This is a genomic window from Streptomyces sp. NPDC008086 (assembly GCF_042957325.1).
In the GTDB taxonomy this organism is placed as follows: domain Bacteria; phylum Actinomycetota; class Actinomycetes; order Streptomycetales; family Streptomycetaceae; genus Streptomyces.
Genome location: NZ_JBIBIA010000010.1, coordinates 93,234 through 117,575 on the forward strand (window position 1 = coordinate 93,234; position 24,342 = coordinate 117,575).

At 71.5% G+C, this 24,342-nt stretch carries 21 protein-coding genes; 14 read left to right on the forward strand and 7 right to left on the reverse strand.

Going from position 1 to position 24,342, the window contains the following annotated elements; all coding sequences use genetic code 11:
• Window positions 1-147: 147 nt before the first annotated feature.
• From ACFZBP_RS32845 to ACFZBP_RS32860, 4 genes are all read right to left on the reverse strand, one after another.
• Window positions 148-1,122: an oligopeptide/dipeptide ABC transporter ATP-binding protein gene (locus ACFZBP_RS32845; protein WP_391418523.1), complete on the reverse strand. Its 975-nt coding sequence runs from the start codon at window positions 1,120-1,122 to the stop codon at window positions 148-150.
• Window positions 1,123-1,219: 97 nt separating this feature from the next.
• Complete coding sequence (locus ACFZBP_RS32850) at window positions 1,220-2,158, reverse strand: ABC transporter permease subunit (protein ID WP_391418526.1); 939 nt, start codon at window positions 2,156-2,158, stop codon at window positions 1,220-1,222.
• Entirely contained in the window at window positions 2,155-3,207 is a 1,053-nt protein-coding gene (locus tag ACFZBP_RS32855) for an ABC transporter permease subunit (RefSeq protein WP_391418529.1), read from the reverse strand. Before ACFZBP_RS32855 ends, ACFZBP_RS32850 begins: the two co-directional genes overlap by 4 nt.
• Before the next feature lie 6 nt (window positions 3,208-3,213).
• Window positions 3,214-5,034, reverse strand: coding sequence for an ABC transporter substrate-binding protein (locus ACFZBP_RS32860; protein WP_391418531.1), 1,821 nt, complete (start codon window positions 5,032-5,034; stop codon window positions 3,214-3,216).
• A gap of 802 nt (window positions 5,035-5,836) precedes the next feature.
• Here ACFZBP_RS32860 and ACFZBP_RS32865 point away from each other — a divergent pair.
• The 5 genes from ACFZBP_RS32865 to ACFZBP_RS32885 all read left to right on the forward strand — a co-directional run bounded on the left by ACFZBP_RS32865 (window position 5,837) and on the right by ACFZBP_RS32885 (window position 11,584).
• Entirely contained in the window at window positions 5,837-7,462 is a 1,626-nt protein-coding gene (locus tag ACFZBP_RS32865) for an ABC transporter substrate-binding protein (protein WP_391418533.1), read from the forward strand.
• Window positions 7,463-7,469: 7 nt separating this feature from the next.
• On the forward strand, window positions 7,470-8,393 hold the full coding sequence (locus ACFZBP_RS32870) for an ABC transporter permease (protein WP_383457776.1): 924 nt from the start codon (window positions 7,470-7,472) through the stop codon (window positions 8,391-8,393).
• Window positions 8,386-9,426: an ABC transporter permease subunit gene (locus ACFZBP_RS32875; protein WP_391418536.1), complete on the forward strand. Its 1,041-nt coding sequence runs from the start codon at window positions 8,386-8,388 to the stop codon at window positions 9,424-9,426. The genes ACFZBP_RS32870 and ACFZBP_RS32875 overlap by 8 nt, the downstream gene beginning before the upstream one ends.
• A gap of 138 nt (window positions 9,427-9,564) precedes the next feature.
• Window positions 9,565-10,548: an oligopeptide/dipeptide ABC transporter ATP-binding protein gene (locus ACFZBP_RS32880; RefSeq protein WP_391418538.1), complete on the forward strand. Its 984-nt coding sequence runs from the start codon at window positions 9,565-9,567 to the stop codon at window positions 10,546-10,548.
• Window positions 10,541-11,584, forward strand: coding sequence for a dipeptide ABC transporter ATP-binding protein (locus ACFZBP_RS32885; protein ID WP_391418541.1), 1,044 nt, complete (start codon window positions 10,541-10,543; stop codon window positions 11,582-11,584). Before ACFZBP_RS32880 ends, ACFZBP_RS32885 begins: the two co-directional genes overlap by 8 nt.
• Before the next feature lie 128 nt (window positions 11,585-11,712).
• On the opposite strand, the gene ACFZBP_RS32890 is transcribed toward ACFZBP_RS32885, so the two are convergent.
• Window positions 11,713-13,845 (reverse strand): prolyl oligopeptidase family serine peptidase, encoded by a 2,133-nt coding sequence (locus ACFZBP_RS32890; RefSeq protein WP_391418544.1) that lies wholly within the window; start codon window positions 13,843-13,845, stop codon window positions 11,713-11,715.
• Between the two features lie 176 nt (window positions 13,846-14,021).
• Between ACFZBP_RS32890 and ACFZBP_RS32895 the strand changes: the two genes are divergently transcribed.
• From ACFZBP_RS32895 to ACFZBP_RS32930, 8 genes are all read left to right on the forward strand, one after another.
• Window positions 14,022-14,216 (forward strand): hypothetical protein, encoded by a 195-nt coding sequence (locus ACFZBP_RS32895; protein ID WP_030048865.1) that lies wholly within the window; start codon window positions 14,022-14,024, stop codon window positions 14,214-14,216.
• 48 nt (window positions 14,217-14,264) lie between these two features.
• Window positions 14,265-15,149: an N-acetyl-1-D-myo-inositol-2-amino-2-deoxy-alpha-D-glucopyranoside deacetylase gene (mshB, locus tag ACFZBP_RS32900; protein WP_391418548.1), complete on the forward strand. Its 885-nt coding sequence runs from the start codon at window positions 14,265-14,267 to the stop codon at window positions 15,147-15,149.
• On the forward strand, window positions 15,146-15,553 hold the full coding sequence (locus tag ACFZBP_RS32905; protein WP_391418550.1) for a DUF6113 family protein: 408 nt from the start codon (window positions 15,146-15,148) through the stop codon (window positions 15,551-15,553). Before mshB ends, ACFZBP_RS32905 begins: the two co-directional genes overlap by 4 nt.
• 249 nt (window positions 15,554-15,802) lie before the next feature.
• Window positions 15,803-18,211 carry a hypothetical protein gene (locus ACFZBP_RS32910; RefSeq protein ID WP_391418552.1) on the forward strand — a complete coding sequence of 803 codons (2,409 nt, stop codon included), beginning with the start codon at window positions 15,803-15,805 and terminating at the stop codon, window positions 18,209-18,211.
• Window positions 18,212-18,342: 131 nt separating this feature from the next.
• Window positions 18,343-19,251: an ATP-binding cassette domain-containing protein gene (locus tag ACFZBP_RS32915; protein WP_391418555.1), complete on the forward strand. Its 909-nt coding sequence runs from the start codon at window positions 18,343-18,345 to the stop codon at window positions 19,249-19,251.
• Window positions 19,248-19,988: an ABC transporter permease gene (locus ACFZBP_RS32920; RefSeq protein ID WP_391418558.1), complete on the forward strand. Its 741-nt coding sequence runs from the start codon at window positions 19,248-19,250 to the stop codon at window positions 19,986-19,988. The genes ACFZBP_RS32915 and ACFZBP_RS32920 overlap by 4 nt, the downstream gene beginning before the upstream one ends.
• The gene (locus ACFZBP_RS32925; RefSeq protein ID WP_391418560.1) at window positions 19,985-21,157 is read left to right on the forward strand and encodes a histidine kinase; all 1,173 of its coding nucleotides are present in this window, start codon (window positions 19,985-19,987) and stop codon (window positions 21,155-21,157) included. Before ACFZBP_RS32920 ends, ACFZBP_RS32925 begins: the two co-directional genes overlap by 4 nt.
• On the forward strand, window positions 21,154-21,768 hold the full coding sequence (locus ACFZBP_RS32930; protein WP_391418563.1) for a response regulator: 615 nt from the start codon (window positions 21,154-21,156) through the stop codon (window positions 21,766-21,768). The genes ACFZBP_RS32925 and ACFZBP_RS32930 overlap by 4 nt, the downstream gene beginning before the upstream one ends.
• Before the next feature lie 115 nt (window positions 21,769-21,883).
• Here ACFZBP_RS32930 and ACFZBP_RS32935 read toward each other — a convergent pair whose 3' ends face one another.
• Both ACFZBP_RS32935 and ACFZBP_RS32940 read right to left on the reverse strand, forming a co-directional pair.
• Entirely contained in the window at window positions 21,884-22,735 is an 852-nt protein-coding gene (locus ACFZBP_RS32935) for a tetratricopeptide repeat protein (RefSeq protein WP_383457742.1), read from the reverse strand.
• Between the two features lie 62 nt (window positions 22,736-22,797).
• On the reverse strand, window positions 22,798-23,790 hold the full coding sequence (locus ACFZBP_RS32940) for a GNAT family N-acetyltransferase (protein ID WP_391418565.1): 993 nt from the start codon (window positions 23,788-23,790) through the stop codon (window positions 22,798-22,800).
• 140 nt (window positions 23,791-23,930) lie between these two features.
• On the opposite strand from ACFZBP_RS32940, the gene fdxA reads away from it, so the two are divergent.
• The gene (gene fdxA / locus ACFZBP_RS32945; protein WP_030929316.1) at window positions 23,931-24,251 is read left to right on the forward strand and encodes a ferredoxin; all 321 of its coding nucleotides are present in this window, start codon (window positions 23,931-23,933) and stop codon (window positions 24,249-24,251) included.
• Window positions 24,252-24,342: the final 91 nt, after the last annotated feature.

Genomic DNA, 24,342 nt, shown 5'->3' on the forward strand with positions numbered 1-24,342 from the left:
TCGGTCGGTCCTGTGTCCTCGGGGACGGCGTGCGCAGGGCCGACCCGCCGACCGGGGCCAGGATCTGTCCGGAATCGATGTCGGGTTGGACGCCGTCCACGGCGCGGGCGGGTCGGGTGCCGTGCCGGGCCTGTGCGCTCAAGAAGGTCAAGATCCGCTCCTCGCGTCCCCCGTCGCCGGTACGTGCACACAGGCCGCCCGGCGGTCCTCCTCGGCCGTGCGCAGCTCCTGGTCGTCGACCGCGCAGGAGTCCAGGGCGACCGGGCAGCGCGGGTGGAAGGCGCAGCCGGAGGGCACGGCGGACGGGTCGGGTGGATCGCCGGGCAGGCCGCGCGGGGCGAACCGCGACGCCGGGTCGCCGATCCTCGGGAACGCCTCCGACAGGGCCTTGCCGTAGGGGTGCCGGGCGTCCTCGTAGACCTGACGGGCCGGGCCCTCCTCGACCACCCGGCCCGCGTACATCACCGCCAGCCGGTCACAGGTGTCGGCGAGAACGGCCAGGTCGTGGCTGATCGCGATCAGACCCAGCTCCTGCTCCGCGACGAGCTGTTCGATGAGACGGAGGATCTGCGCCTGGATCATCACGTCCAGGGCGGTGGTCGGCTCGTCGGCGACGATCAGCCGGGGGTCGCAGGCGAGCGCCATGGCGATCATGACGCGCTGACGCTGGCCGCCGGAGAGCTCGTGCGGATACGCCGACGCCCGCGCCGCGGGCAGCCCCACCTGCTCCAGGAGTTCGCCGGCCCTCCTGCGGGCGCCCGCCGGGGTCGCCCTGCGGTGCAGCAGGATCGGCTCGGCGATCTGGTCGCCGACGCGGTGGACGGCGTTGAGCGAGTGCATCGCCCCCTGGAAGACGATGGACGCCCCGGCCCAGCGCACCGCCCGCAACCGGCCCCACTTCATGGTGAGGACGTCCTCGCCGTCCAGCAGGACCTGCCCGCCGATCCGCGTACCGGCCGGCAGCAGCCGCAGCAGCGCGAGCGCGAGCGTGGACTTCCCACAGCCCGACTCGCCCGCGATGCCGAGCTTCTGCCCGGCCGCCACCGTCAGGTCGACGCCCCGCACGGCGGCGGCCCCGCCGGGGTAGGTGACGGTGAGGTCTTTGACGTCGAGCAGGCTCACGATGTCACCCCCGGTCGGTGGGGACGGTGGACGGTCTCGCGCACGGCGGTCGCCCCGCCCGGGTGGGTCACCTCCACGTTCCGCACGTCCAGCAGCGTCAACGGGTCACCCCCAACCTGGGGTTCAGCACCGACTCCACCGCGCGCCCGCACAACGTGAACGCCAGGGCCACCACCGCGATGGCGATGCCCGGCGGTACCAGGTACCACCAGTTCCCCGAGCTGACCGCCCCGGCCTCGCGGGCGTCCTGGAGCAGGCCGCCCCAGGACAGGACGGTCGGATCGCTGACACCGAGGAAGGCCAGGGTCGCCTCGGCGAGGACGGAGGACGAGATCATCAGGGTCGTCTGGGCGAGGACCAGCGGCATCACATTGGGCAGCACATGCCGGGACATGACGTGCCAGTGCCCGCCGCCCAGCGCCTTCGCGCGTTCGATGTACGGCCGTGACTCCACCGCCAGGGTCTGCGCCCGCACCAGCCGGGCCGTGGTCGGCCAGGAGGTCACGCCGATGGCCAGCACGACGGTGCCCAGCGAGCGGGGCAGCACGGTGGCCAGCGCGATGGCGAGGACCAGGGTGGGCATCACCAGGAACCAGTCGGTGATCCGCATCAGCACGGTGGCGTACGCCCCCTTGAAGTGCCCCGCGGTGACCCCGACCGTCGTGCCGATCGCCACCGACAGCGCGGCCGCCAGCAGCCCGACCAGCAGCGACACCCGCGAGCCCCACACCAGCAGCCCCAGCAGATCCCGCCCGAACCGGTCCGTCCCCAGCGGGAAGGCGGCGCTCGGGCTCTCCATCGGCCGCCCCGGCGCCCCGGTCACGCTGGACACGTCGGTGCCTACGGTGAGCGGGGCGGTCAGGGCGACCAGCGCGAACAGGGCGAGCCCGACCAGTCCGACCAGGCCCGCGCGGTGGGTGCGGTACCGCTGCCAGAAACGCACCGCGGAGCGGCGTCGCCGCTGCCAAGCGAGCGCACGCGGACCGGCTGCCCCGGCCTTGGTCCCGGCCGGCGTCGTGGTCGTCTCGTTCGTCATCGGCCCACCCTCGGGTCGAGCAGCGGATAGACCAGGTCGGCCAGGGTGTTCATGACGATCACCGCCGCCGCGAAGAAGAGGAACAGGCCCTGCACCAGCGGCAGGTCGGGCACGCTCAGCGCCTGGTAGAACAGTCCGCCGAGCCCCGGCCAGGAGAACACCGTCTCCACCAGGATCACGCCCGCGACCGTCCGGCCCAGATTGACGAAGACCAGCGTCACCGTCGGCAGCAGCGCGTTCGGCACGGCATGCCGGCGGCGGACCAGGTCGTCCCTGAGGCCCTTGGCGCGGGCGGTCGTCAGATAGTCGCCGCCCATCTCGTCCAGCAGCGCCGAGCGGGCCACCAGCAGGGTCTGGCCGTACTCCACCGCGACCAGCGTGACGACGGGCAGGATCAGATGGTGGGCGACGTCGAGGACGTACGCGAAGCCCTCCTCACCGCCCGACTCCATGCCGCCGGTCGGGAACAGCCCGGGAATGGGGCCCATCCCCACCGAGAACACGATGATCAGCAGCAGGCCCAGCCAGAACGACGGGACGGAGTACAGGGTCAGCGCCAGACCGGTGTTCAGCCGGTCGCCGAGCCCGCCGTGCCGCCAGGCCGAGCGGGTGCCCAGCACGATGCCGAGCAGCGTGTACAGGACGAACGCGGTGCCGGTGAGCAGCAGCGTGTTGGGCAGCGCCTCGGAGATCTTGTCGACGACGGGCGCCCGGAACTGGTACGACGTCCCCAGGTCCCCGGTGAGCGCCTTGCCGCAGTAGTCGGTGAACTGCTGCCACAGCGGCAGATCCAGCCCGAACTCCTCGCGGTAGGCGGCGAGTTGCTCCGCCGAGATGGGCCGGCCGCCCGTCATGGTCTTGACCGGGTCGCCGGGGATCAGCCGGAACAGGAAGAACCCGGTGACCAGGACGGCGAGCAGGGAGACGGCGGCGCCGCCCACCTTGCCGGCGCCGTCGCGCAGATAGCCCGTGGCGGTGCGCGCCCGCTGTCCCCGGACAGCGGGCGCGGCGGCCTTGACGGCCGAGGCGGAGGGTGCGTCGGCGGTCATCGGCGGCTACTCGCGGTCCTCGGCGGTCGCTCGGCGCCGCAGGGCGAGGAACACGCCCGCGGCGACGAGCACGGCGGCGCCGGCGACGACCCCGATGACGACGCCTGCCGAGCCGGAGTCGCCGGAGGAGGCGTCGGAGTCGGCCGGGGTCGCCGACCACCAGCTCCAGTAGCCGTCCTGCCCGTAGATATTGCCCGCCTTCTCGGGCATCGTCGTGATCGACTTGATGTGGTCCGTGCGATAGGCCTCGACCGCGTTCGGATACGCCATGACGTTCATGTACCCGAGGTCGTACAGCCGGGACTGCATCTGCTTGACGATGTCCGCCCGTGCGGCCGGGTCGTACTCGGCGAGCTGGCGCGCGTACAGCTCGTCGTACCGCTTGTCGCAGATGAAGTTGTCGGTCGCGCCGGTGTCCTTCGGGGTCGCGGGCAGGGCCGCGCAGGTGTGGATGGAGAGCACGAAGTCCGGGTCGGGGTTGACGGACCAGCCGTCGAAGGCGAGGTCGTAGGTGCCCGCGAGCCAGGGGTCGGTGACGTTGTCCAGGCAGTCGAGGGTGACGCCGATGCCGAGCTCGCCCCACCACTCCTGGAGGTACTGGCCGATCGCCTTGTCGTTGGGGTCGGTGGCGTGGCACAGCACGCGGTAGGTGATCGGCTTGCCGTCCTTGCCGAGGCGCTTGCCGTCGCCGTTCTTCTTGTAGCCCGCCTGGTCGAGGAGCCGGGCCGCCTCGGCGGGGTCGTAGGAGAGTTCCTGCCCGTCCGCCGGTTTCCAGAAGTACGTGGAGAAACGCGGCGGGATATAGCCCTCGCCCTGCACCGCGTGCCCCTGGAACACCCGGTCGATGATGGTCTCGCGGTCCACCGCCCGGAACAGCGCGTGCCGTACCCGCTCGTCCAGCAGGGAGGGGTGGCCGTCACCGAACTTCTGGCCGTTCGCGGCCCGGGCCCCCGGGTTGGTGGCGAGGGCGTAGAAGCGGCGGCCGGGCGCGTCGTTGACGTGGATGTTCTTCTCGCCCTCGAGGGAGTCCGCCTGAGCGGGCGTCAGGGACGGGGAACCGGCGACGAAGGAGACCTCGCCCTTGCGCAGGGCGGCGACCGCGGCGTCCTGGTCCTTGTAGTACCGGAAGACCAGCTCGTCGAACTTGGGCGCGCCGCGCCAGAAGTCCTTGTTGGCCTTGAGGCGGACGTAGCTGTCGGGCTTGTAGTCGGTGAGGACGAACGGCCCGTTCCCGACGACGGGGAAGTCCTTGTCGTTGTTGAACTTCGAGAAGTCGCCGACCTTCTCCCAGACGTGCTTCGGCACGATCGGCACGTCCAGGGCCGTCATCGTGGCCTGCGGCTTCTTCAGCCGGATGACCAGCTCGGTGGGGCTCGGGGCGCTCACCTCGCGGAAGTTGCCGACGAAGCTGCCGTTGGCGGTGGCCGCGCCCTCGTCGGTCATGATCTTCTGGAACGTCCAGGCCGCGTCCTGCGCGGTGACCCGCTGCCCGTCCGACCACTTGGAGTCGGAGCGGATCGTGTACGTCCAGGTCAGCTTGTCCGGCGACGACTTCCACCCGGTCGCCAGCGCCGGGACCGCGTGGGCGTCCCCCGGGTCGTAGTTCGTGAGGTACTCGTACATCAGCCGGTGGATGCTCGTGCTGAGCAGCCGCTGGGCCAGGAACGGGCTCAGTGAGTCGACGCTCTGAGCGACCGCGACGGTGAGGACCTTGTCGCCGTCCGCGGCCGCCGCCTGCTGCGGCGCGAGTCCGGCCGACACCGTCAGGGCGGCGGCTGCGGCGGCGAGGAGACGCCGCGCTCTGCTGTGCTGCTCTCGTGTGCTCATGATCGTGACCTCACGTCATCGCTTGCACAGGGACGGCTTGTTGCGCTGTCAGCGCTTTACTGCGCGCGCCGACAGCGCGTGAAACCCCATGTGGCCTGCGAGAACGACGAAGTGATGAGATTGAGACAGCCAGTGGTCCAGACCGGTGAAGAGCACCAGGTCACATGCCGGTGGTGCCGTCCGCCGGCTCCCGGAGGATGTCCAGTACGGAGCCGGTGGCCGGCCGGGTGGGCCGCCGGGCGGGGCGCGGTCGGACGGTCGGGTCGGACCGGTCAGGTCCGCGACGAAGGCGTCGAGCAGATCGTCCGGGGCCGGCAGGCAACGGTGGCGCGTTCCGCCCAGGGGCCCGTCGGCCGGTGATCGAGGTGTCCAGCTCCACGGCCAACGTAGGGACCTCCTGCCGCCACCCGGTCGCTCATGGAGACCGGCGGCCACGTCCTGGGGCCGGGCTCGACCTGTTCCGGGCCGTGGCCCGGTCCGGCCCACCGTGCCCTGGCGCCAGGACCTGCCGCGGCCGAGGGTGCCCTGGACCCGGGCCGGTACCGCGGGCGGCGTCCGGCACGCGGCGCGCTGCAGTACGCCGCGACCGGCACGGACAGCGAACGTCCACGGCAGGAGTCCCGCACTGTGTGCTGCCCTCCGGGCCAGGAGGCGGGCGCCGCCTGACCCGGGGCGGTGGGCCTCCTCACCACCCCGAAAGGGGGGCGTACTCATGCGTTGCGCACCTTATGGGTTGATATTGACCGATAAGGGATCGGCGTATCGGCGCCGGCCAGCGCAGCGCACATAGAGGAGGCACTCCATGCGGGGAGCCACGCACGCCGGACGGGCCGTATGCGCGGTGGTGGTCGCACTCGCGGCCACGGCCTGCGGAGGCGGGGGCGACAGCGCGGGCGCCGGCGGCGCCGTGTTCAGCTCCTCGTGGACCGATCCGCAGAACCCGCTGGAGCCCGCCAACACCAACGAGGTGCAGGGCGGCAAGGTCCTCTCCATGATCTTCCGGGGCCTGAAGCAGTACGACCCGAAGACCGGCGCCGCCGAGGACATGCTCGCCGAGAAGATCGAGACCCCCGACTCGCGCAACTACACGATCACCCTCAAGGACGGCTGGACCTTCAGCAACGGCGAGCAGGTCACCGCCAAGTCCTTCGTGGACGCCTGGAACTACGGCGCGAGCCTGAAGAACAACCAGAAGAACGCCTACTTCTTCAGCTACATCGAGGGCTACGACCAGGTCCACCCGGAGCAGGGCGAGCAGCGCGCCGACACCCTGTCCGGACTGAAGGTCGTCGACGACCGGACGTTCACCGTCCGGCTCAGCCAGAAGTTCTCCAGCTTCCCCGACACTCTCGGCTACAACGCCTTCGTCCCGTTGCCGAGGGCGTTCTTCGACGACCACGCCGGCTGGCTGGCCAAGCCCGTGGGGAACGGCCCCTACACGGTGGAGTCGTACACCAAGGGCTCCGAGATGCGCCTGACGAAGTGGGACACCTACCCGGGGCCGGACGCGGCACAGAACGGCGGCGTCACCCTCAAGGTCTACACGGACAACAACACGGCCTACACCGACCTGATGGCCGGCAATCTCGACCTCGTCGACGACGTCCCGGCCCAGCAGCTGAAGAACGTCCGCGGCGATCTCGGCGACCGCTACCTCAGCACCCCCGCCGGCATCATCCAGACCCTGGCCTTCCCCCACTACGACAGGGAATGGAACACCGCGGGCTCGGTCAAGGTCCGCAAGGGGCTGTCCCGGGCGATCGACCGCGAGCAGATCACCGAGACCATCTTCCACAGGACCCGCACCCCCGCCACCGACTGGACCTCACCCGTCCTCGGCGAGGACGGCGGCTACAAGGCGGGGCTGTGCGGCGAGTGGTGCCGGTACGACGCCGCCGCCGCGAAGAAGCTGATCAAGGAGGGCGGCGGGCTGCCCGGCGGACAGGTGAAGATCACCTACAACGCGGACACCGGCTCCCACAAGCTGTGGGTCGACGCCGTCTGCAACTCCATCAACAACGCCCTGGGCAACGACCGGGCCTGCGTCGGCAACCCGATCGGCACCTTCGCCGACTTCCGCAGCAAGTCCACGACGCAGAAGCTGTCCGGCCCGTTCCGGGCGGGCTGGCAGATGGACTACCCGCTCACCCAGAACTTCCTTCAGCCGCTCTACTACACCAACGCCTCCTCCAACGACGGCAAGTGGTCGAGCGAGGAGTTCGACCGGCTCGTCGACGAGGCGAACGCCGAGACGGACCCCGCGAAGGCCGTGCGGATGTTCCAGAAGGCCGAGGAGGTCGTCCGGGACAACATGGCCTCCATCCCGCTCTGGTACCAGAACGGCAGCGCCGGCTGGTCGCAGCGGCTGTCCAACGTGGCCCTCAACCCGTTCAGCGTCCCCGTCTACCACGAGATCAAGGTCGGCTGAGCCCGCCATGGGCCAGTACGTCGTACGCCGACTGCTCCAGATGGTGCCGGTGTTCGTCGGAGCCACCCTGCTGATCTTCCTCATGGTCCATGTGATGGGCGACCCCATCGCGGGCCTGTGCGGCGACCGGCAGTGCGACCCGGCGACGGCGACCCGGTTGCGCCAGGAGTTCGGCCTCGACATGCCCGTGTGGCAGCAGTACCTGACCTACATGGGGAACGTCTTCACCGGGGACTTCGGTACGGCGTTCAACGGCCAGGAAGTCACCGAGCTGATGTCGACGGCGTTCCCCGTGACCCTCCGCCTCACGATCGTGGCCATCGTGTTCGAGATCGTCATCGGCATCACGCTGGGGGTCCTCACCGGCCTGCGCCGCGGCCGCCCCGTCGACACCGGCGTCCTGCTGCTCACGCTCGTCGTCATCTCCGTCCCCACCTTCGTCACCGGCCTGCTGCTCCAGCTGCTGCTCGGCGTGGAGTGGGGCTGGATCCGCCCGTCGGTCTCCCCGGCCGCCCCCTTCGGCGAACTGCTCCTGCCGGGCCTCGTCCTGGCCACCGTCTCCCTCGCCTACGTCACCCGTCTGACCCGCACCTCCATCGCGGAGAACCGGCGTTCCGACTACGTCCGCACGGCCATCGCCAAGGGCCTGCCCAGGCACCGGGTGGTCACCCGGCACCTCCTGCGCAACTCCCTCATCCCCGTCGTCACCTTCCTCGGCGCCGACATCGGCTTCCTCATGGGCGGCGCGATCGTCACCGAGCGGATCTTCAACATCCACGGCGTCGGCTTCCAGCTCTACCAGGGCATCCTGCGCCAGAACACCCAGACGGTCGTCGGCTTCGTGACGGTCCTCGTCCTCGTCTTCCTCCTCTGCAACCTGGTCGTCGACCTCCTGTACGCCGTACTCGACCCGAGGATCCGCTATGCCTGAACAGCCGTTCCAGCCCGAGGGCGCGGGAGCCGTCGCCGGCAGCGGTGGCACGGGCGGGGCGCTGCCGTGGGCCACGAGCGAGGCGGAGACCCTCGAAAGCCCCCTGAGCCCTCACCCGGCCACCCCGGAGGCCGCACCCCCCGAAACCCCGGGGGCCGGAGGGCGGCCGGCTGCCGCCTCCCCCGACCGGCCCCGCAGCCTGTGGTCCGACGCCTGGCGTGACCTGCGCCGCAACCCGGTCTTCATCCTCTCGACCCTGATCATCGTCTTCCTCGTCGTCATCTCCCTGTGGCCCTCGGCGATCGCCTCTGGCAGCCCCCTCAAGTGCGACCTCGCCAAGGCCCAACAGGGCTCAGCGCCCGGCCACCCCTTCGGCTACGACGGCCAGGGCTGCGACGTCTACACCCGCACGGTCTACGGCGCCCGTACGTCCGTCGCCGTCGGCGTCTGCGCCACACTCGGCGTCGCCGTCCTCGGCTCGGTGCTGGGCGCGCTCGCCGGCTTCTTCGGCGGCCTGTGGGACTCGCTCCTCTCCCGCGTCACCGACGTCTTCTTCGCGATCCCGGTGATCCTCGGAGGCCTGGTCCTGCTCTCCGTGGTGACCGCCAACAGCATCTGGCCGGTCATCGGCTTCATCGTGCTGCTCGGCTGGCCCCAGATCTCCCGCATCGCCCGCGGCGCGGTCATCACCGCCCAGCAGAACGACTACGTCCAGGCCGCCCGCGCCCTCGGCGCCTCCAACTCCCGCATCCTGCTCCGCCACATCGCGCCCAACGCCGTGGCCCCGGTGATCGTCGTCGCCACCATCGCCCTGGGCACCTACATCGCCCTGGAGGCAACGCTGTCCTACCTGGGCGTGGGCCTCAAACCCCCCAGCGTCTCCTGGGGCATCGACATCTCCGCCGCCTCCCCCTACATCCGCAACGCCCCCCATGCCCTCCTCTGGCCCTCGGGCGCCCTGGCTGTCACGGTCCTCGCCTTCATCATGCTGGGCGACGCGGTCCGCGACGCCCTGGACCCGAAGCTGAGGTGACGAGGTGCGCGGCAACGCCCCAGGGGCGCGAGGCTGTATCGATGTGCGGCTCAGCCGCGTGGGCGCGACCAGCCACAACGGCCCCGCAGACACCGGACGACCCGTCCCGGCAACCCGAAAGTGAGGTGAGCCCCCGGCATGCTGCTCGAAGTACGTGACCTGAAGGTGGAGTTCCGGACTCGGGACGGGGTCGTCCAGGCCGTGAACGGCGTCAGTTACGGCGTCGACGCGGGGGAGACACTGGCCGTCCTCGGGGAGTCCGGCTCCGGGAAGTCCGTCACCGCGCAGGCCGTGATGGGGATCCTCGACATGCCGCCGGGGCGGATCACCGGGGGCGAGATCCTCTTCCAGGGGCGGGACCTGCTGAAGCTCAGGGAGGACGAGCGCCGCAGGCTCCGCGGCGCCGAGATGGCGATGGTCTTCCAGGACGCCCTGTCGTCCCTGAACCCGGTGCTGACCGTCGGCGACCAGCTCGGCGAGATGTTCGTCGTGCACCGGGGGACATCGCGCAAGGACGCGCGGGCGAAGGCCGTGGAGCTGATGGACCGGGTGCGCATCCCGGCCGCGAAGGAGCGCGTCAAGCAGTACCCGCACCAGTTCTCCGGCGGTATGCGCCAGCGCATCATGATCGCGATGGCCCTCGCCCTCGAACCGGCCCTCATCATCGCCGACGAGCCCACCACCGCCCTCGACGTCACCGTCCAGGCCCAGGTCATGGACCTGCTCGCCGAGTTGCGGCGCGAGTACCGCATGGGCCTGATCCTCATCACCCACGACCTCGGCGTCGTCGCCGACGTGGCCGACCGGATCGCCGTCATGTACGCGGGCCGCATCGTCGAGTCCGCGCCGGTCCACGACATCTACAAGGCGCCCGCCCACCCGTACACCAAGGGCCTGCTGGAGTCGATCCCGCGCCTGGACCACAAGGGCAGGGAGCTCAACGCCATCAAGGGCCTGCCCCCCAACCTCATGGACATTCCGCAGGGCTGCGCCTTCCACCCCCGCTGCCCCCTGGCCCAGGACCTGTGCCGCACCGACGTACCCCCGCTGCACGAGGTCACCGGCACGGACACCGCCCGGCACAGCGCCTGCCACTTCTGGAGGGAGTGCCTGCATGGCTGAGGCGATTCTCGAGGTGAGCGGCCTGGTCAAGCACTACCCGCTCACCCGCGGCATCCTCTTCAGGAAGCAGATCGGCGCCGTCAGGGCCGTCGACGGCGTCGACTTCACCCTGCGCCGCGGCGAGACCCTCGGCGTCGTCGGCGAGTCCGGCTGCGGCAAGTCCACGGTCGCCAGGATGCTGGTCAACCTGGAACGCCCGACGGCCGGTTCGATCAGGTACAAGGGCGAGGACATCACCAGGCTCTCCGGCCGCGCCCTGAAGGCCGTACGCCGCAACATCCAGATGGTCTTCCAGGACCCGTACACCTCCCTCAACCCCCGTATGACGGTGGGCGACATCATCGGGGAGCCGTACGACATCCACCCCGAGGTCGCCCCGAAGGGCGACCGGCGCCGCAGGGTGCGCGAACTGCTGGACGTGGTCGGCCTCACCCCCGAGCACATCAACCGCTACCCGCACCAGTTCTCCGGCGGCCAGCGCCAACGCATCGGCATCGCACGCGGGCTGGCCCTGCGCCCCGAGGTCATCGTCGCCGACGAACCGGTCTCCGCCCTGGACGTCTCCGTCCAGGCCCAGGTCGTCAACCTGATGGACCGCCTCCAGAACGAGTTCGACCTCTCCTACGTCTTCATCGCCCACGACCTGTCGATCGTCCGGCACATCTCCGACCGCGTCGCCGTGATGTACCTCGGCCGGATCGTGGAGACCGGCACGGACGCCGAGATCTACGACCACCCCACGCACCCCTACACCCAGGCCCTGCTCTCCGCGGTCCCCGTCCCCGACCCGGACGCCCGTGACCGCCGCGAGCGCGTCATCCTCACTGGCGACGTCCCCTCCCCGACGAACGTCCCCTCCGGCTGTCGCTTCCGCACCCGCTGCTGGAAGGCCGAGGACCGCTGCGCCCAGGAAGTACCCCAGCTCACGGTGCCCCCGCGGCTGCGCACACTGAACGGCCCCGAGGCACACGACTCGGCGTGCCATTTCGCGGCAGTGGCGGCGGCGGTGGCGGGGCAAAGCAACGGGCCGGGGTGACATGGCGCACCCCGGCCCGTTTACGGCACCCGCACGGCCGTACGCTGTTCAGCCTCCACCGTCCGTATATCGGTACCGCTTCCGTGAAGTTGCCTGCGTGTTAACGCGGTTCGTGCGCATTTGTGCGGCTATGCCGTCTCAGGCCCTCGCAAGTCCAACGACCGCTTCAGGAAGTCCACCTGAAGCAGCAGCAGATTCTCCGCGACCTGCTCCTGCGGGGTCATATGGGTCACCCCGGACAGCGGCAGCACCTCGTGCGGCCGGCCCGCGGCCAGCAGGGCGGAGGACAGCCGCAGGGCATGGGCGACCACGACGTTGTCGTCGGCCAGCCCGTGCACGATCATCAGCGGCCGGTGCGGCTCGGCGGGCGAGGAGAGCCCGTCCTCGGTGATCAGCGAACTCTTCGCGTACGACTCCGGCCGCGCGGCGGGGTCGCCGAGGTACCGCTCCGTGTAGTGCGTGTCGTAGAGCCCCCAGTCGGTGACCGGCGCGCCCGCGATGCCCGCGTGGAAGACGTCCGGGCGGCGCAGCACCGCGAGCCCCGCCAGCCAGCCGCCGTACGACCAGCCCCGGATCGCCACCCGGGAGAGATCCAGCGGATGGGACTTCGCGAGGTCCTGGAGCGCGTCGACCTGGTCGTCGAGGGAGACCGTGAAGTCCCCGTGGACCGCCTTCTCCCAGGCGGGCGAGCGCCCCGGCGTCCCACGCCCGTCCGCCACGACCACCGCGAACCCCTGGTCGGCGAACCACTGCGAGGTCAGGTAGGCGTTGTGCGCGGCGACCACCCGGGAGGCGTGCGGTCCCCCGTAGGGATCCAGCAAAACCGGAAGCGGCGTGTCACCGGCGTAGTCCCGAGGCATAAGCACGGCGCACGGGATGCGCCGTGCGCCCCCTTCGGTGAGGGTGACGCGCGGGGTCAAACCGGGATCTTCGGCATACGACCGGACCGTCGCCGTCTGCTTCCCGTCGCGCACCACCCGGACCTGGGCCCCGGGCCGATCCGGAGTATGGGACACCAGCACCGTCACGCCCCCGGCGCGCACCGCCGAATGCACGCCGGGCCCCTGTGACACGCGCTCCATGCCGAGCTCGTTCACCCGGTACACATGCACTTCGCCGATCTCCGGCTCCGCCGCGCCCTCGCCCGCCGACGCCGAGACCAGCACGTCGTCGGCAGAGACGTCCAGGACCGCCCGGACGTGCAACTGCGGTCCGGTCAACGGGCGTTCGCCCACCGTGAGCACCCGCGCCCCGCCCTCGTCGGCGATGCGCACAAGGTGCCCGGAAGGGCTCCAACAGGGCACCCCAGGGAAAAGATCCAGCCATTGTGGATCTTCGTCCGCGTGCACCATCCGCGTCGCCCCGGTCGCCGGGTCCACGGCCAGGAACAGCTGGCTGCGCTGGTCGCGCGCCTGTACGAGCAGCAGCGGCGCACCCGCCGCTGACCAGTGCACTCGCGCCAGATACGGGTACCGCGCCCGGTCCCACGCGACCTCCGTGCGCACCCCGTCGAGCCCGATCACGAACAGCCGCACCTCGGCGTTCGCCGTCCCGGCCGCCGGGTAGGCCACCCGCTGCGGCTCGCGCTCCGGACGCGCCGGATCGGCGATCCACCACCGGCGCACCGGCGTGTCGTCCGCGCGCGCCACCAGCAGCGAGTCCGACTCCGGACCCCACCAGAAGCCCCTCGAGCGCCCCATCTCCTCGGCGGCGATGAACTCGGCCAGTCCGTACGTCACCCCGTCCGACTCCGGCTCGGCGAGCGCACGGTCGTCCTCGCCCTCGGCACCGACCACCCGGAGCGCGCCCTGCGCGACGTACGCGATGTGCCGTCCGTCGGGGGAGGGGCGCGGGTCGATCACCGGCCCGGGGACCGGGAGTTCACGTGCCGTACCGGCCCGCAGCTCGGCCGTGAAAAGCCGCCCTGACAAGGCGAAAGACGCCAACTCGACGGCCGCGTCGGTGGCCTGGGCGACGATCCCGGCACCGCCCTCACGGCTGCGCTCGCGCCGCGCCCGCTCCTCGGCCGAGAGGTCCTCGGAGGCGCCGCCCAGCAGGGCGCGCGGGTCGGCCGCCACGCGCTCCTGACCGTCCGCCGTGTCCAGCACCCACAGCGAACTCGCCGGATCCGTACCGGAGCTGGAGCGCAGGAACACGACACGGGAACCGTCGGGCGCCACCGCGAACGCGCGCGGCGCGCCGAGCGTGAACCTCTGGGTGCGGGCGTGCCGGCGGGGGAAGGAGACAGGCTCGGTCGTCATGCCCCGACCATATTGGCCAGTGCGCCCCCTTGTGCGGCTGTGCGCCGATCGATGCGCACGGACGGATAGTTATGATCACTAGCGCATAGTGGGTATGAACCTGCTGGCTGTTGTTTGGATTTATCTGCCCCCATAGTCCGACCCCCCGCCCTCGGGATTCTTGGAGGTGAACCGCCGTGGCACTCTCGATTTCGGCGGTGGTGCTGCTGGCGATCATCGTCTTCTTGTTGATCAAGAAGTCAGGACTGAAGGCGGGGCATGCGGTCGTGTGCATGCTGCTCGGCTTCTATCTCGCGTCCTCGACCATCGCTCCCACGATCAGCGAGCTGACGACGAACATCGCGGGCATGATCGGCGGCATCAAGTTCTGACCCGCCGCTCGGCGCGGCGCTGTCAGTGGCGCCTCGTAGGCTGGTGCCATGACGGAACAGCCCGACCGGCGCCTGCTCCTGGTGCACGCGCATCCGGACGACGAGTCGATCAACAACGGCGCCACCATGGCCAAGTACGCGGCCGAGGGTGCCCGGGTGACCCTGGTCACCTGCACCCTCGGTGAGCACGGCGAGGTCATCCCCGCCGAGCTCCGCCACCTGACCGGCACCGCGCTCGGCGAACACCGCCTTGGTGAACTCACGGCCGCGATGCGCGAGCTCGGCGTCGAGGACTTCCGTCTCCTCGGCGGCAAGGGCCGCTACGAGGACTCCGGGATGATGGGCATCGCCGACAACGACGACCCGGCCTGTCTGTGGCAGGCGGACGTCGACGAGGCGGCCCGCGAGCTCGTCGAGGTGATCCTGGAGGTACGCCCCCAGGTCCTCGTCACCTACGACCCGGACGGCGGCTACGGCCACCCGGACCACATCCAGGCCCACCGCATCGCCATGCGCGCGGCCGAACTGGCCGACGACGCCGGCTGGCGGATCCCCAAGGTCTACTGGAACCGCGTCCCGCGCACCGTCGCCGACGAGGCCTTCGCCCGGCTTGAGGCGGATCTGCCCGGACTGCCGTTCGGCAAGGCGGCCGTCGTCGCCGACGTCCCGGGCGTCGTCGCCGACGAGCGGATCACCACCGTGATCGACGGCACCGCGCACACCACCGCCAAGGCCGCCGCGATGCGGGCGCACGCCACCCAGATCGAGGTCGCCGAGCCGACCGCGCCGTACTTCGCGCTCTCCAACGAACTCGCGCAACCCCTCTTCACCACCGAGTACTACGAATTGGTACGCGGAGAGAGAACGGCGGAGCCGGGGGCCGAGAAGGAGACCGACCTGTTCGCCGGAGTGACCCTCGGGGAGGCGTCATGAGCTCGATGCTCGCCCAGCCGCTGAAGCTGAAGCGCCCTTCCGCCCTGCGCGTCCTCGCCCACCTCGGGCTCTTCGTGCTCGGCGCGGTCGTCGGACTGGCCGGAGCCCTGGTGCAGCCCGCCTGGTTCCCGGGCGGCCTGCTGCTCGCGCTCGCCGGCGAGGCAGGCCTCTGCCTGGGTGCCGCCCGGGCGATGGGCAGCAGGGCCGGGGCCGTCGCACCCGCCGGCGGCTGGATGATCACCGTCATCCTGCTCACCGCCAGCCGCCCCGAAGGCGACTTCGTCTTCGGCACCGGCGCCTCGTCCTATCTCTACCTGCTCGGTGGCATGGCCGTGGCTGTGATCTGCGCCACCCTCGCCCCGGTGCGGCAACCAGGTGGCGACGGCGTCCGACTTGGCAAGTGACGTACCACTTCTCCACCACGCACACGTGCGAGTCCCGTGTGGGTTTCCCAGGCGGTCGTGGGATACGGGCCAGAAGTGGCCAGTATGGTGGTGCGCGCCGCCGAGCCGTCCGGAGCAATGGGGTCGAAACGGCGGCGGAGCCAACCGGGAGAACCTGCCTTGAGTCGTGAAACTGACACTCCGTCCTCCGGGCCCAACGGGCACGGCGGAGCCGCATACCCCTCGGGCACGCCGCCGTACGGGACCCCCATGGCTTCCGACAGCGGTGCGGACGCGGGCCGTTCGGGCACGCAGCCGGGGGAACGCAAGACCGAGACCACGCTGACGACACGGATCCGGATCAACATCCCCGGATCCCGGCCCATTCCGCCCGTGGTCGTACGCCAGCCCGTCGCCGACGCCGACGCACAGGCCTCCGGCTCCGGCGCCCCCGCAGAGACGCCGACGCCGTCCGCCGCCACCTCCATGTCCACGGGCACCGTGGAACCTCCGGCCGAGCCCGCGGCGCAGGCGGGGGAGAAGACGAGCGACTGGTTCGCGCCGCGCAAGTCCGGCGCGCCCAAGGGCGGTCAGGCCGGCCCATCCTCCAACGGTGCCGGTCTGCCCGGCGGTTCGGCCCCCGGTGGTCCCGCGGGCACGAGCGCCGGTGGCGGGCGCCCGGGTGCCGGTGCCGGTCGGCCCGGTGGTGTCGTCGGCTCGATGAACGTCCCGGGCGGCTCCCGCCCCGGCGCCACCAACGGCGCCGGTCTCCCCGGCGCGACCGGCGGCCCCGTGGCTCCCGGACACGGCGGAGGCACCGGTTCCTTCGACGTGACCGAGGCCTTGGCGGCAGGCACGCGCGGCAACGGCAACGGAAACGGCGCCCGCCCCGGCGACGACGCCCGTCGCGACGACCTGCCGTACTTCTCGGACAACGGCGGCGGCCGGCACGGCCCGAACGGCCAGGGCGGTCAGAACGGCTACGGCACCCAGGGCGGCCCCGGCGGCTTCGACCCCGCCGCCGATTTCAACGCCCCGAACGACTTCGACGACTTCGGCGCCCCCCGCGGCCTCGACGACTTCGGCGGCCCGAGCGACTTCAACGGCCCGAACGGCCGCGGCGGCCAGGGCGGCCCGCACGGCCCCACGGGCCCGACGACCGGCCCGGTCACCGGTGACGGCCCGGCGGTGCCGCCGGTCGCGGGCGGTACCCAGGGTGGGCCCGGCGGCCCGGGTGGCCCCGGTGGCCCGCGTGGCTCCGGCGCGCCCGGCAGCCCGGGCGGTCAGCGCGGCCCGGTCGGCTCCGGCATCTCCGCCGGCCCGGGCGCTCCCGGTATCTCCGCAGGTCCGAGCCGTCCCGGTGGCCCCGCCGGTGGCCTGGGCGGTCCCTCCGGCCCCGGTGGCCCTCCCGGACCCTCCGGCCCGGGCGCCCCGGTCGGCCCCGGTATCTCCGCGGGCCCCGGCGGCCCCGGCCACGGCCCGGGCGGTGGGCTCAGCGACGACACCGCGATCCTCACCCCGCAGAAGCCGGCCCCCGAGCCCGGCACCCCGCCCTACGGCGGCGTCGCCGACAACGTCTCCGGTCACACCGTCACCAGCGGCATCCCCGTCGTGCCCTCCGGTGCCCAGGGCGGTCCCTTCGGGCCGGGCGGTACCGAGCCCTCCGGGCCGCACACGCCCCCGAAGCTGCCCGAGACCGGCTCGTCGGACACCCAGTCCTCCCGCGCGCCCAAGAAGAAGGGCCGCAACAAGCTGGCGCTGGTCGGCGGCGGAGTGATCGTCCTCGCGGGCGGCGTGTACGGCGCGGGCCTGCTGATGGCCCACTCCGACGTGCCCAAGGGCACCACCGTCCTCGGCGTCGACATCGGCGGCGGCACCCGCGACGACGCGGTCAAGAAGCTCAACGACGCCTTCGACGACCGGGTCGACAAGCCGCTGAAGCTGTCCGTGGGCGGTAAGACGGTGACGCTGGAGCCGGACAAGGCCGGGCTGCAGTTCGACATGCAGCAGACCGTCAGCGCCGCCGCGACCAGCGACTACAACCCGGTCTCCGTCATCGGCTCCCTGTTCGGCAACCACCGCGTCGTCGAACCGGTCATGCCCACCGACGAGGAGAAGCTGCACGCCGCCCTGGAGGACGCCTCCGGCGGCTCCGGCTCGGTGACCGAGGGCACGGTCAAGTTCGATTCGGGCAAGGCCGTCGCCGTCTACGGCAAGGCGGGCAAGGGCATCGACGTCGCCGGGTCCACCGCGGCGGTCGAGCAGGCCTACCGCACCCAGGTCGAGACCGGTGCGAGCGACCCGGTGACCGTGCCGACGACGACGAAGCAGCCGACGGTCTCGAACGCCGAGGTCGACCGGTTCATGAAGGAGTTCGCGGAGCCCGCGATGGCCAACAAGGTCACGATCCAGACGGACGCCGCGCACAGCATCCCGTTCGGCGCCCTGTCACTGCCGAAGATCCTCGGCGTCAAGGCCGTCGACGGCAAGCTCGTGGACACCTACGACCTCACGGCGCTCAAGGAGGCGTACGGCGCCACCTTCGACGGCGTGCAGATCAACGGCGCCAGCGGCAAGCGCGACGTCCTCCCGCAGGACGTCGCCTCCGCCCTGCGCAAGGCCCTGCGCGCCAAGACGGCGGCGGAGCGCACCGTCACCATCGACACCAACCCGAGCTAGCCCGACCGCCCGGACGAGGGGGCACCCGGCAACCGCCGGGTGCCCCCTCGTCGTCGTATGACATCTGTCATCCGGCAGTCAGGACCGCCGACACTGCCGGTCCGGGGGGCCGCGCGGCCACCCTGGAGCACATGACAACGACAGTGGTCGGATTCGACCAGGTGACCAAGAGCTACGGGGATGTGCGCGCCGTCGACGGACTGACGCTGGCGCTGCACCCGGGGGAGACCGTGGCCCTGCTGGGCCCGAACGGGGCAGGCAAGTCGACCACCCTCGACCTGCTGCTCGGTCTCAAGCGCCCCGACAGCGGCACGATCGGCCTGTTCGGCACCGAGCCGCGCGAGGCGATCGTCGCCGGGCGGGTGGGCGCCATGCTGCAGAGCGGCGGACTGATGGACGAGGTCACGGTGGCCGAGCTGGTGCGGCTGGCCTGCGATCTGCATCCGCGGCCGTACCCCGTCTCCGAGGTCCTCGCCCGCGCCGGCGTCACGGCGATCGCCGACCGCAGGGTCGACAAGCTCTCCGGCGGCCAGGCCCAGCGCGTCCGCTTCGCCCTTGCCACCGCCGGCGACAGCGACCTGATCGTCCTGGACGAGCCGACCACCGGCATGGACGTCACCACCCGCCAGGCCTTCTGGGCCACCATGCGCGAACAGGCCGACCAGGGCCGTACGGTCCTGTTCGCCACGCACTACCTGGAGGAGGCCGACGCCATCGCCGACCGGGTGCTCGTCCTGCACCGGGGCCGGCTGCTGGCCGACGGCACGGCCGCCGAGATCAAGGCGAAGGCGGGCGCCCGCAGGATCTCCTTCGACCTGCCCGACGGCCCCGTGGACGAGGCCGCCCTGCGCGCCCTGCCCTTCCTCACCACGATGGACGTGTCCGGCCGTACGGTCCGACTCCAGTCCTCCGACGCCGACGCGACCGTCCACTCCCTCTACGGCCTCGGCCTCTACCCCCGCAACCTCGAGGTCGCCGGGCTGGGCCTGGAGCAGGCCTTCGTCGCCATCACCACCGCCGAGGAGGCGCGTACCTCATGAAGGGCCTGATCCGGCTGGAACTCACCCGCGCCCTGCGCAACCGCAAGTTCCTGTTCTTCTCGGTGCTCTACCCGTCGATCCTGTTCCTGCTGATCGCGGGCAGCGCCGACAGCTCCACGAAGGTCGACGGCACCGGCCTGACGCTGCCGACCTACATGATGGTCTCGATGGCCTCCTTCGGCGCCCTGACGGCCGTCCTGATGGGCAACAGCGAGCGCATAGCCAAGGAACGCGAGAGCGGCTGGGTACGGCAGCTGCGGCTGACGCCCCTGCCGGGCCGCGGGTACGTGCTCGCGAAGACCGCGAGCGCCGCCGTGGTCAGCCTGCCGTCCATCGTCGTCGTCTTCGCCGTCGCCGCCGTGGTGAAGGACGTACGGCTCGACGCCTGGCAGTGGCTCGCGCTCACCGGCGCGATCTGGGCCGGGAGCCTGGTGTTCGCCGCGCTCGGGGTGGCGATCGGCTACCTCGCGAGCGGCGACTCGGTCCGTCCGATCACGATGATCACCTACTTCGGGCTGTCCATCCTCGGCGGCCTGTGGATGCCCACGACCACGTTCCCGCAGTGGCTCCAGGACATCGCCGCCTGGGTCCCCACACACGCGTACGCTGCCCTCGGGCAGGCGATCGAACAGAGCCAGGCCCCGCACGCGAAGGACCTCGTCGTCCTCGCCGTCTTCTTCGCCCTGTTCACGGGCGGCGCGGCCTGGCTGTACCGGAAGGACACACTGAAGGCGTGAGCGGCACAGGCGTGGGCATCGGACAGCGCCCGGAGAACATCAGGCAGCGGCTCGTCAAGCTCCTGTGGACCGGCATCTGGCTGGTCTACCTGAGCGCCCCGGCGACCGACCTGCTGCACGGAGGCCACAGCACGGGCGTGCGGATCCTCGGCTGGATCGGCCTCTGCGCCTTCGTCACCTGGTACATGCTGCTGCTCTTCCGCACCGGCCGCGGCGAACGCAACAGCGTCGTCCTCGCCTCGCTCGGCGTCCTCGCCGCCCAGTCCACGGTCCTCGCCCTGACCCTGGGCCGGGAGTGGCTGGTCCTGTTCGTGTACGTCTCGATCGCGTCCGGCGCGGCCCTGCCCCTGCGCATGGCCCGCTGGACGATCCCGGGCGCGTGCGCGCTGATGACCCTGATCGCCCTCGCGACCCCGGGCGGCAAGGAGTTCCTGGCCGGCCTGCTGATCCCGGCCCTGCTGGGCGGCTTCGCCATGACCGGCGTACGCGAACTCGTCCGCACCACGGTCGCGCTGCGCGAGGCCCGCGCCACGGTCGCCCAACTCGCCGCGAACGAGGAGAGACTGCGCCTGGCCCGGGACCTGCACGACCTGCTCGGCCACTCCCTCTCCCTGATCACGCTCAAGAGCGAACTCGCCGGCCGGATGCTCCCCGCCCACCCCGACAAGGCGGCCCAGCAGGTCGCGGACATCGAACAGGTCAGCCGCCAGGCCCTGGTGGACGTCCGCGAAGCCGTCACCGGTTACCGCCGCCCGCGCCTCGCCGCCGAACTGGCGGGCGCCAAGGTCGCGTTGACCGCCGCCGGAGTCGTCGCCGCCCTGCCCGCCGCCGAACCGGACCTCACCGGCGTAACCGAGGACAGCGAGACGGCCCTCGCCTGGGCCCTGCGCGAGGCGATCACCAACGTCGTGCGCCACAGCGGCGCCGGACGCTGCACGGTCGAACTCCTGCGCCGCCAGACCCTCGACGGCCCCGTCCTCGAACTGTCCGTCGAGGACAACGGCTCCGGCGACCAGGGCGGCGGCCCCGGCAACGGCCTGACCGGCCTGACGGAACGCCTCGAGAAGGCCGGCGGCACCCTGGACGCCGGCGGCACCAGGCACGGCTTCCGTCTCACCGCCCGCGTCCCGGCCCCCGCCACCGAGACAGCCGTAGAATCCGCGCCATGAGCCCCACGATCAAGGTCCTGCTCGCCGAGGACCAGTCGATGGTCCGCGAGGCCCTGGCCGCCCTGCTCGGCCTGGAGGACGACATCGAGGTCGTCGCCCAGGTCGCCCGCGGCGACGAGGTCCTCCCGGCCGCCCGCGAGCACGACATCGACGTGGCGCTCCTGGACATCGAGATGCCGGGCGCGACGGGCATAGAGGCCGCGGCCCTGCTGCACCGGGAACTCCCCGCCGTGAAGCTGGTCGTCCTCACCACCTTCGGCCGCCCCGGCTACCTCCGCAGCGCCATGGAATCCGGCGCCGACGCCTTCCTGGTCAAGGACGCCCCCGCGGCCCAATTGGCCGAAGCGGTACGCAAGGTCCTGGCGGGGGAGCGGGTCATCGACCCCACCCTGGCGGCAGCGGCCCTGGCGGAGGGCGCCAACCCCTTGACCGACCGCGAGCGAGAGATCCTCCGAGCAGCGGAGGACGGCTCGACCAACGCCGAGCTGGCGGCCGCCCTGCACCTGTCCCAGGGCACGGTCCGCAACTACCTCTCGACCGCGATCCAGAAACTGGCGGTACGCAACAGAGCGGAGGCGGTGAGAATAGCGAGAGAGAAGGGCTGGCTGTAAGAGTCAGAAGGCTGCGTCCAAATCGCGGCCCAGGGGCCCCAGGGGCGCGGGGAACTGCGCGACCAGCCACAACGAACCCGCACCCGCGTACCCCCTACGGCGTCGGGGCGGACCGTCAGTTCAACATCGCCCGAGCCGCCCGAGCCTCCCCCCGCACCCGCTCGGCCGCCCCCTCATCCACCCCCCTGATCAACTCCGCGTACTCCTCCAACCCCACGGCCCCATCGACGAAGTCACCCCGCTGAACAAGCAACCGCGCCCGCTCAACCCGCAACCGAGCCGGATGCGAAGGCAACGCCAACGACAACTCCACGGCCCACAGCGCCACATCCGTCCGCTCGGGCCGAGCCGCCGCCCACGCCCGGACGTTGTTGAGAATCCGCAGCACCACGTCCAACGGATCGGCCGGCGCCAACATCGACGGCTCCAGCGCCGCCCCCGTGGCCCCCGCCACCAGCAACTCCGCATCACCCCCGGTCAGCACCCGCCCCCCGTCGAACGGATCGGCCAGCACCTGCTCCTCCGCAGGCCCGAACCCGACGACGAAGTGCCCCGGCAGAGCGACCCCGTACACCGGCGCCCCCGCCCGCCGCGCCACCTCCATCCACAGCACCGACAACAGGATCGGCAGCCCCCGCCGCCGCACCAGCACCTGGTGCAGCAACGACGACTCCAGCCGCTGGTAGTCCGCGGCCGCCCCCCGGAACCCGTACCGCTCCCCGAGCAGCTCCCGCAGCGCGACCGCCCAGGCCCGCGGCCCGCCGGGCCGGAACGGCAGCTGCCCCGCCAGCGAGTCCAGCTCCACCTGCACCGCGTCCATGCCCGCCTCGTCCAGCTCCCCGTCCGCCTCGGCCCCCACCAGCAGACAGAGCAGGGACAGATCGGGTCGCTCGGACCGTGCCTCTTCGGCGAACCGCCGCCGCAGTTCGGCGGAGCGTTCGGGCGGCGGGGGATAGGGGGGACGCATAGCCGGCTAGTGCCCTTTCACGACGATCGGTACCACTGCTCACGCTGATCGAACGCGGCTGATCAAGCTGATCGGTAGTGGTGATACGCGTGATGCGCGCCGAACCCCATCCGGGCGTACATCTCCCGTGCTCCCGCGTTCTCCACCTCGACCTGCAACCACGCCGCCGACGCCCCCTCGTCGAGCGCCCGCCGCGCCAGCGCGGTCATCACCCGGGTCGCCAGCCCCTGCCGGCGCAGCGCCGGGTCGACCTCCACTGCGGCGAACCCGGCCCACCGGCCGTCCACGACACACCGCCCGATGGCGGCGGGCGCCGCGCCGTCCGCGCCGGGCACCGTCGCGAACCACACCGACGGCCCACTGCCCAAGACCTTCAGGGCCACCTCGCTCACCCCCTTGCGCTGGTACCGCGCCAGCCAGGCCTCGTCCGCCTCCCGGGACAGCACCACCCCGGCGCCCTCGCCCCGGTCGGCGGCCGGAGCCAGCGCCCCGATCCACATCTCGGCGGAGACCTCCCGCACCCACCCCAGCCGCTCCAGCTCCGCGCACAGCAGCTCCTGCGTGCCCTCGGCCCCCGTCGCGGTCTGGACGTACGCCGGGAGCCCCCGGTCGCCGTACCAGCGCCGTACGGCGTCGAGCGCGTCCGGCAGCGGCATCCCGGGGTCGCCGAGCGGCAGCACCGAGTTGGCCCGCCGGGTGAACCCGGACGCGGCCCGCAGCTCCCACGCGCCGAGCATCTCGCTCTCCACCGGCCGCCACGCGCGCGTGGCGGCCTGCGCGAGTTCCTCGTACGAGGCGGACGGCCCCCGGCGACGGGCCGGCGCGTCCGGCACGACCTTCCCCGCCACCAGCGACGATTCCGCGATACGGACGGTCTCGCCACTCTTCCGTGTGATCAGCAGCACACCTTCGTCCCATGATGCGAGAACACCCACCGTGTCGGTGAATTTCTCACCCGCCGCGGCAGGATCGTTCAGGCGGCGTACAGAGACCCGTTTGCCCACGTCAGCAGTGGTGATACGGACCTCAAGGCGCCCCGTCGCAGAGATTTCCACAGGTCAGTTCACCCCTCCTGTTCGGATCATGCCCAAGAACGGAGATACTAGGGGCGGGCATCGACGACGCCGCGCTCCCGCGCGCCAGGCGGCGGAGCCTGTGGAGGCCCGCCAGCGCCCTATCGAGGAGGAACGACAGCGTGACCTACGTCATCGCGCAGCCTTGTGTCGACGTCAAGGACAAGGCGTGCATCGAGGAGTGCCCGGTCGACTGCATCTACGAGGGCCAGCGGTCCTTGTACATCCACCCGGACGAATGCGTCGACTGCGGTGCTTGTGAGCCGGTCTGCCCGGTCGAGGCGATCTTCTACGAGGACGACACTCCGGAGGAGTGGAAGGACTACTACAAGGCGAACGTCGAGTTCTTCGACGAGCTCGGCTCCCCCGGCGGCGCCAGCAAGCTGGGCCTGATCGAGCGGGACCACCCCTTCATCGCCGCGCTGCCGCCGCAGGCCGAGTAGTCCCCACCGGCGACCCGCACAGCGTGCCGCCTCGGTCTCGTACGGCCTGATCGCCCTTGATCACCGTACGAGACCGAGGCGTTGCCGTATC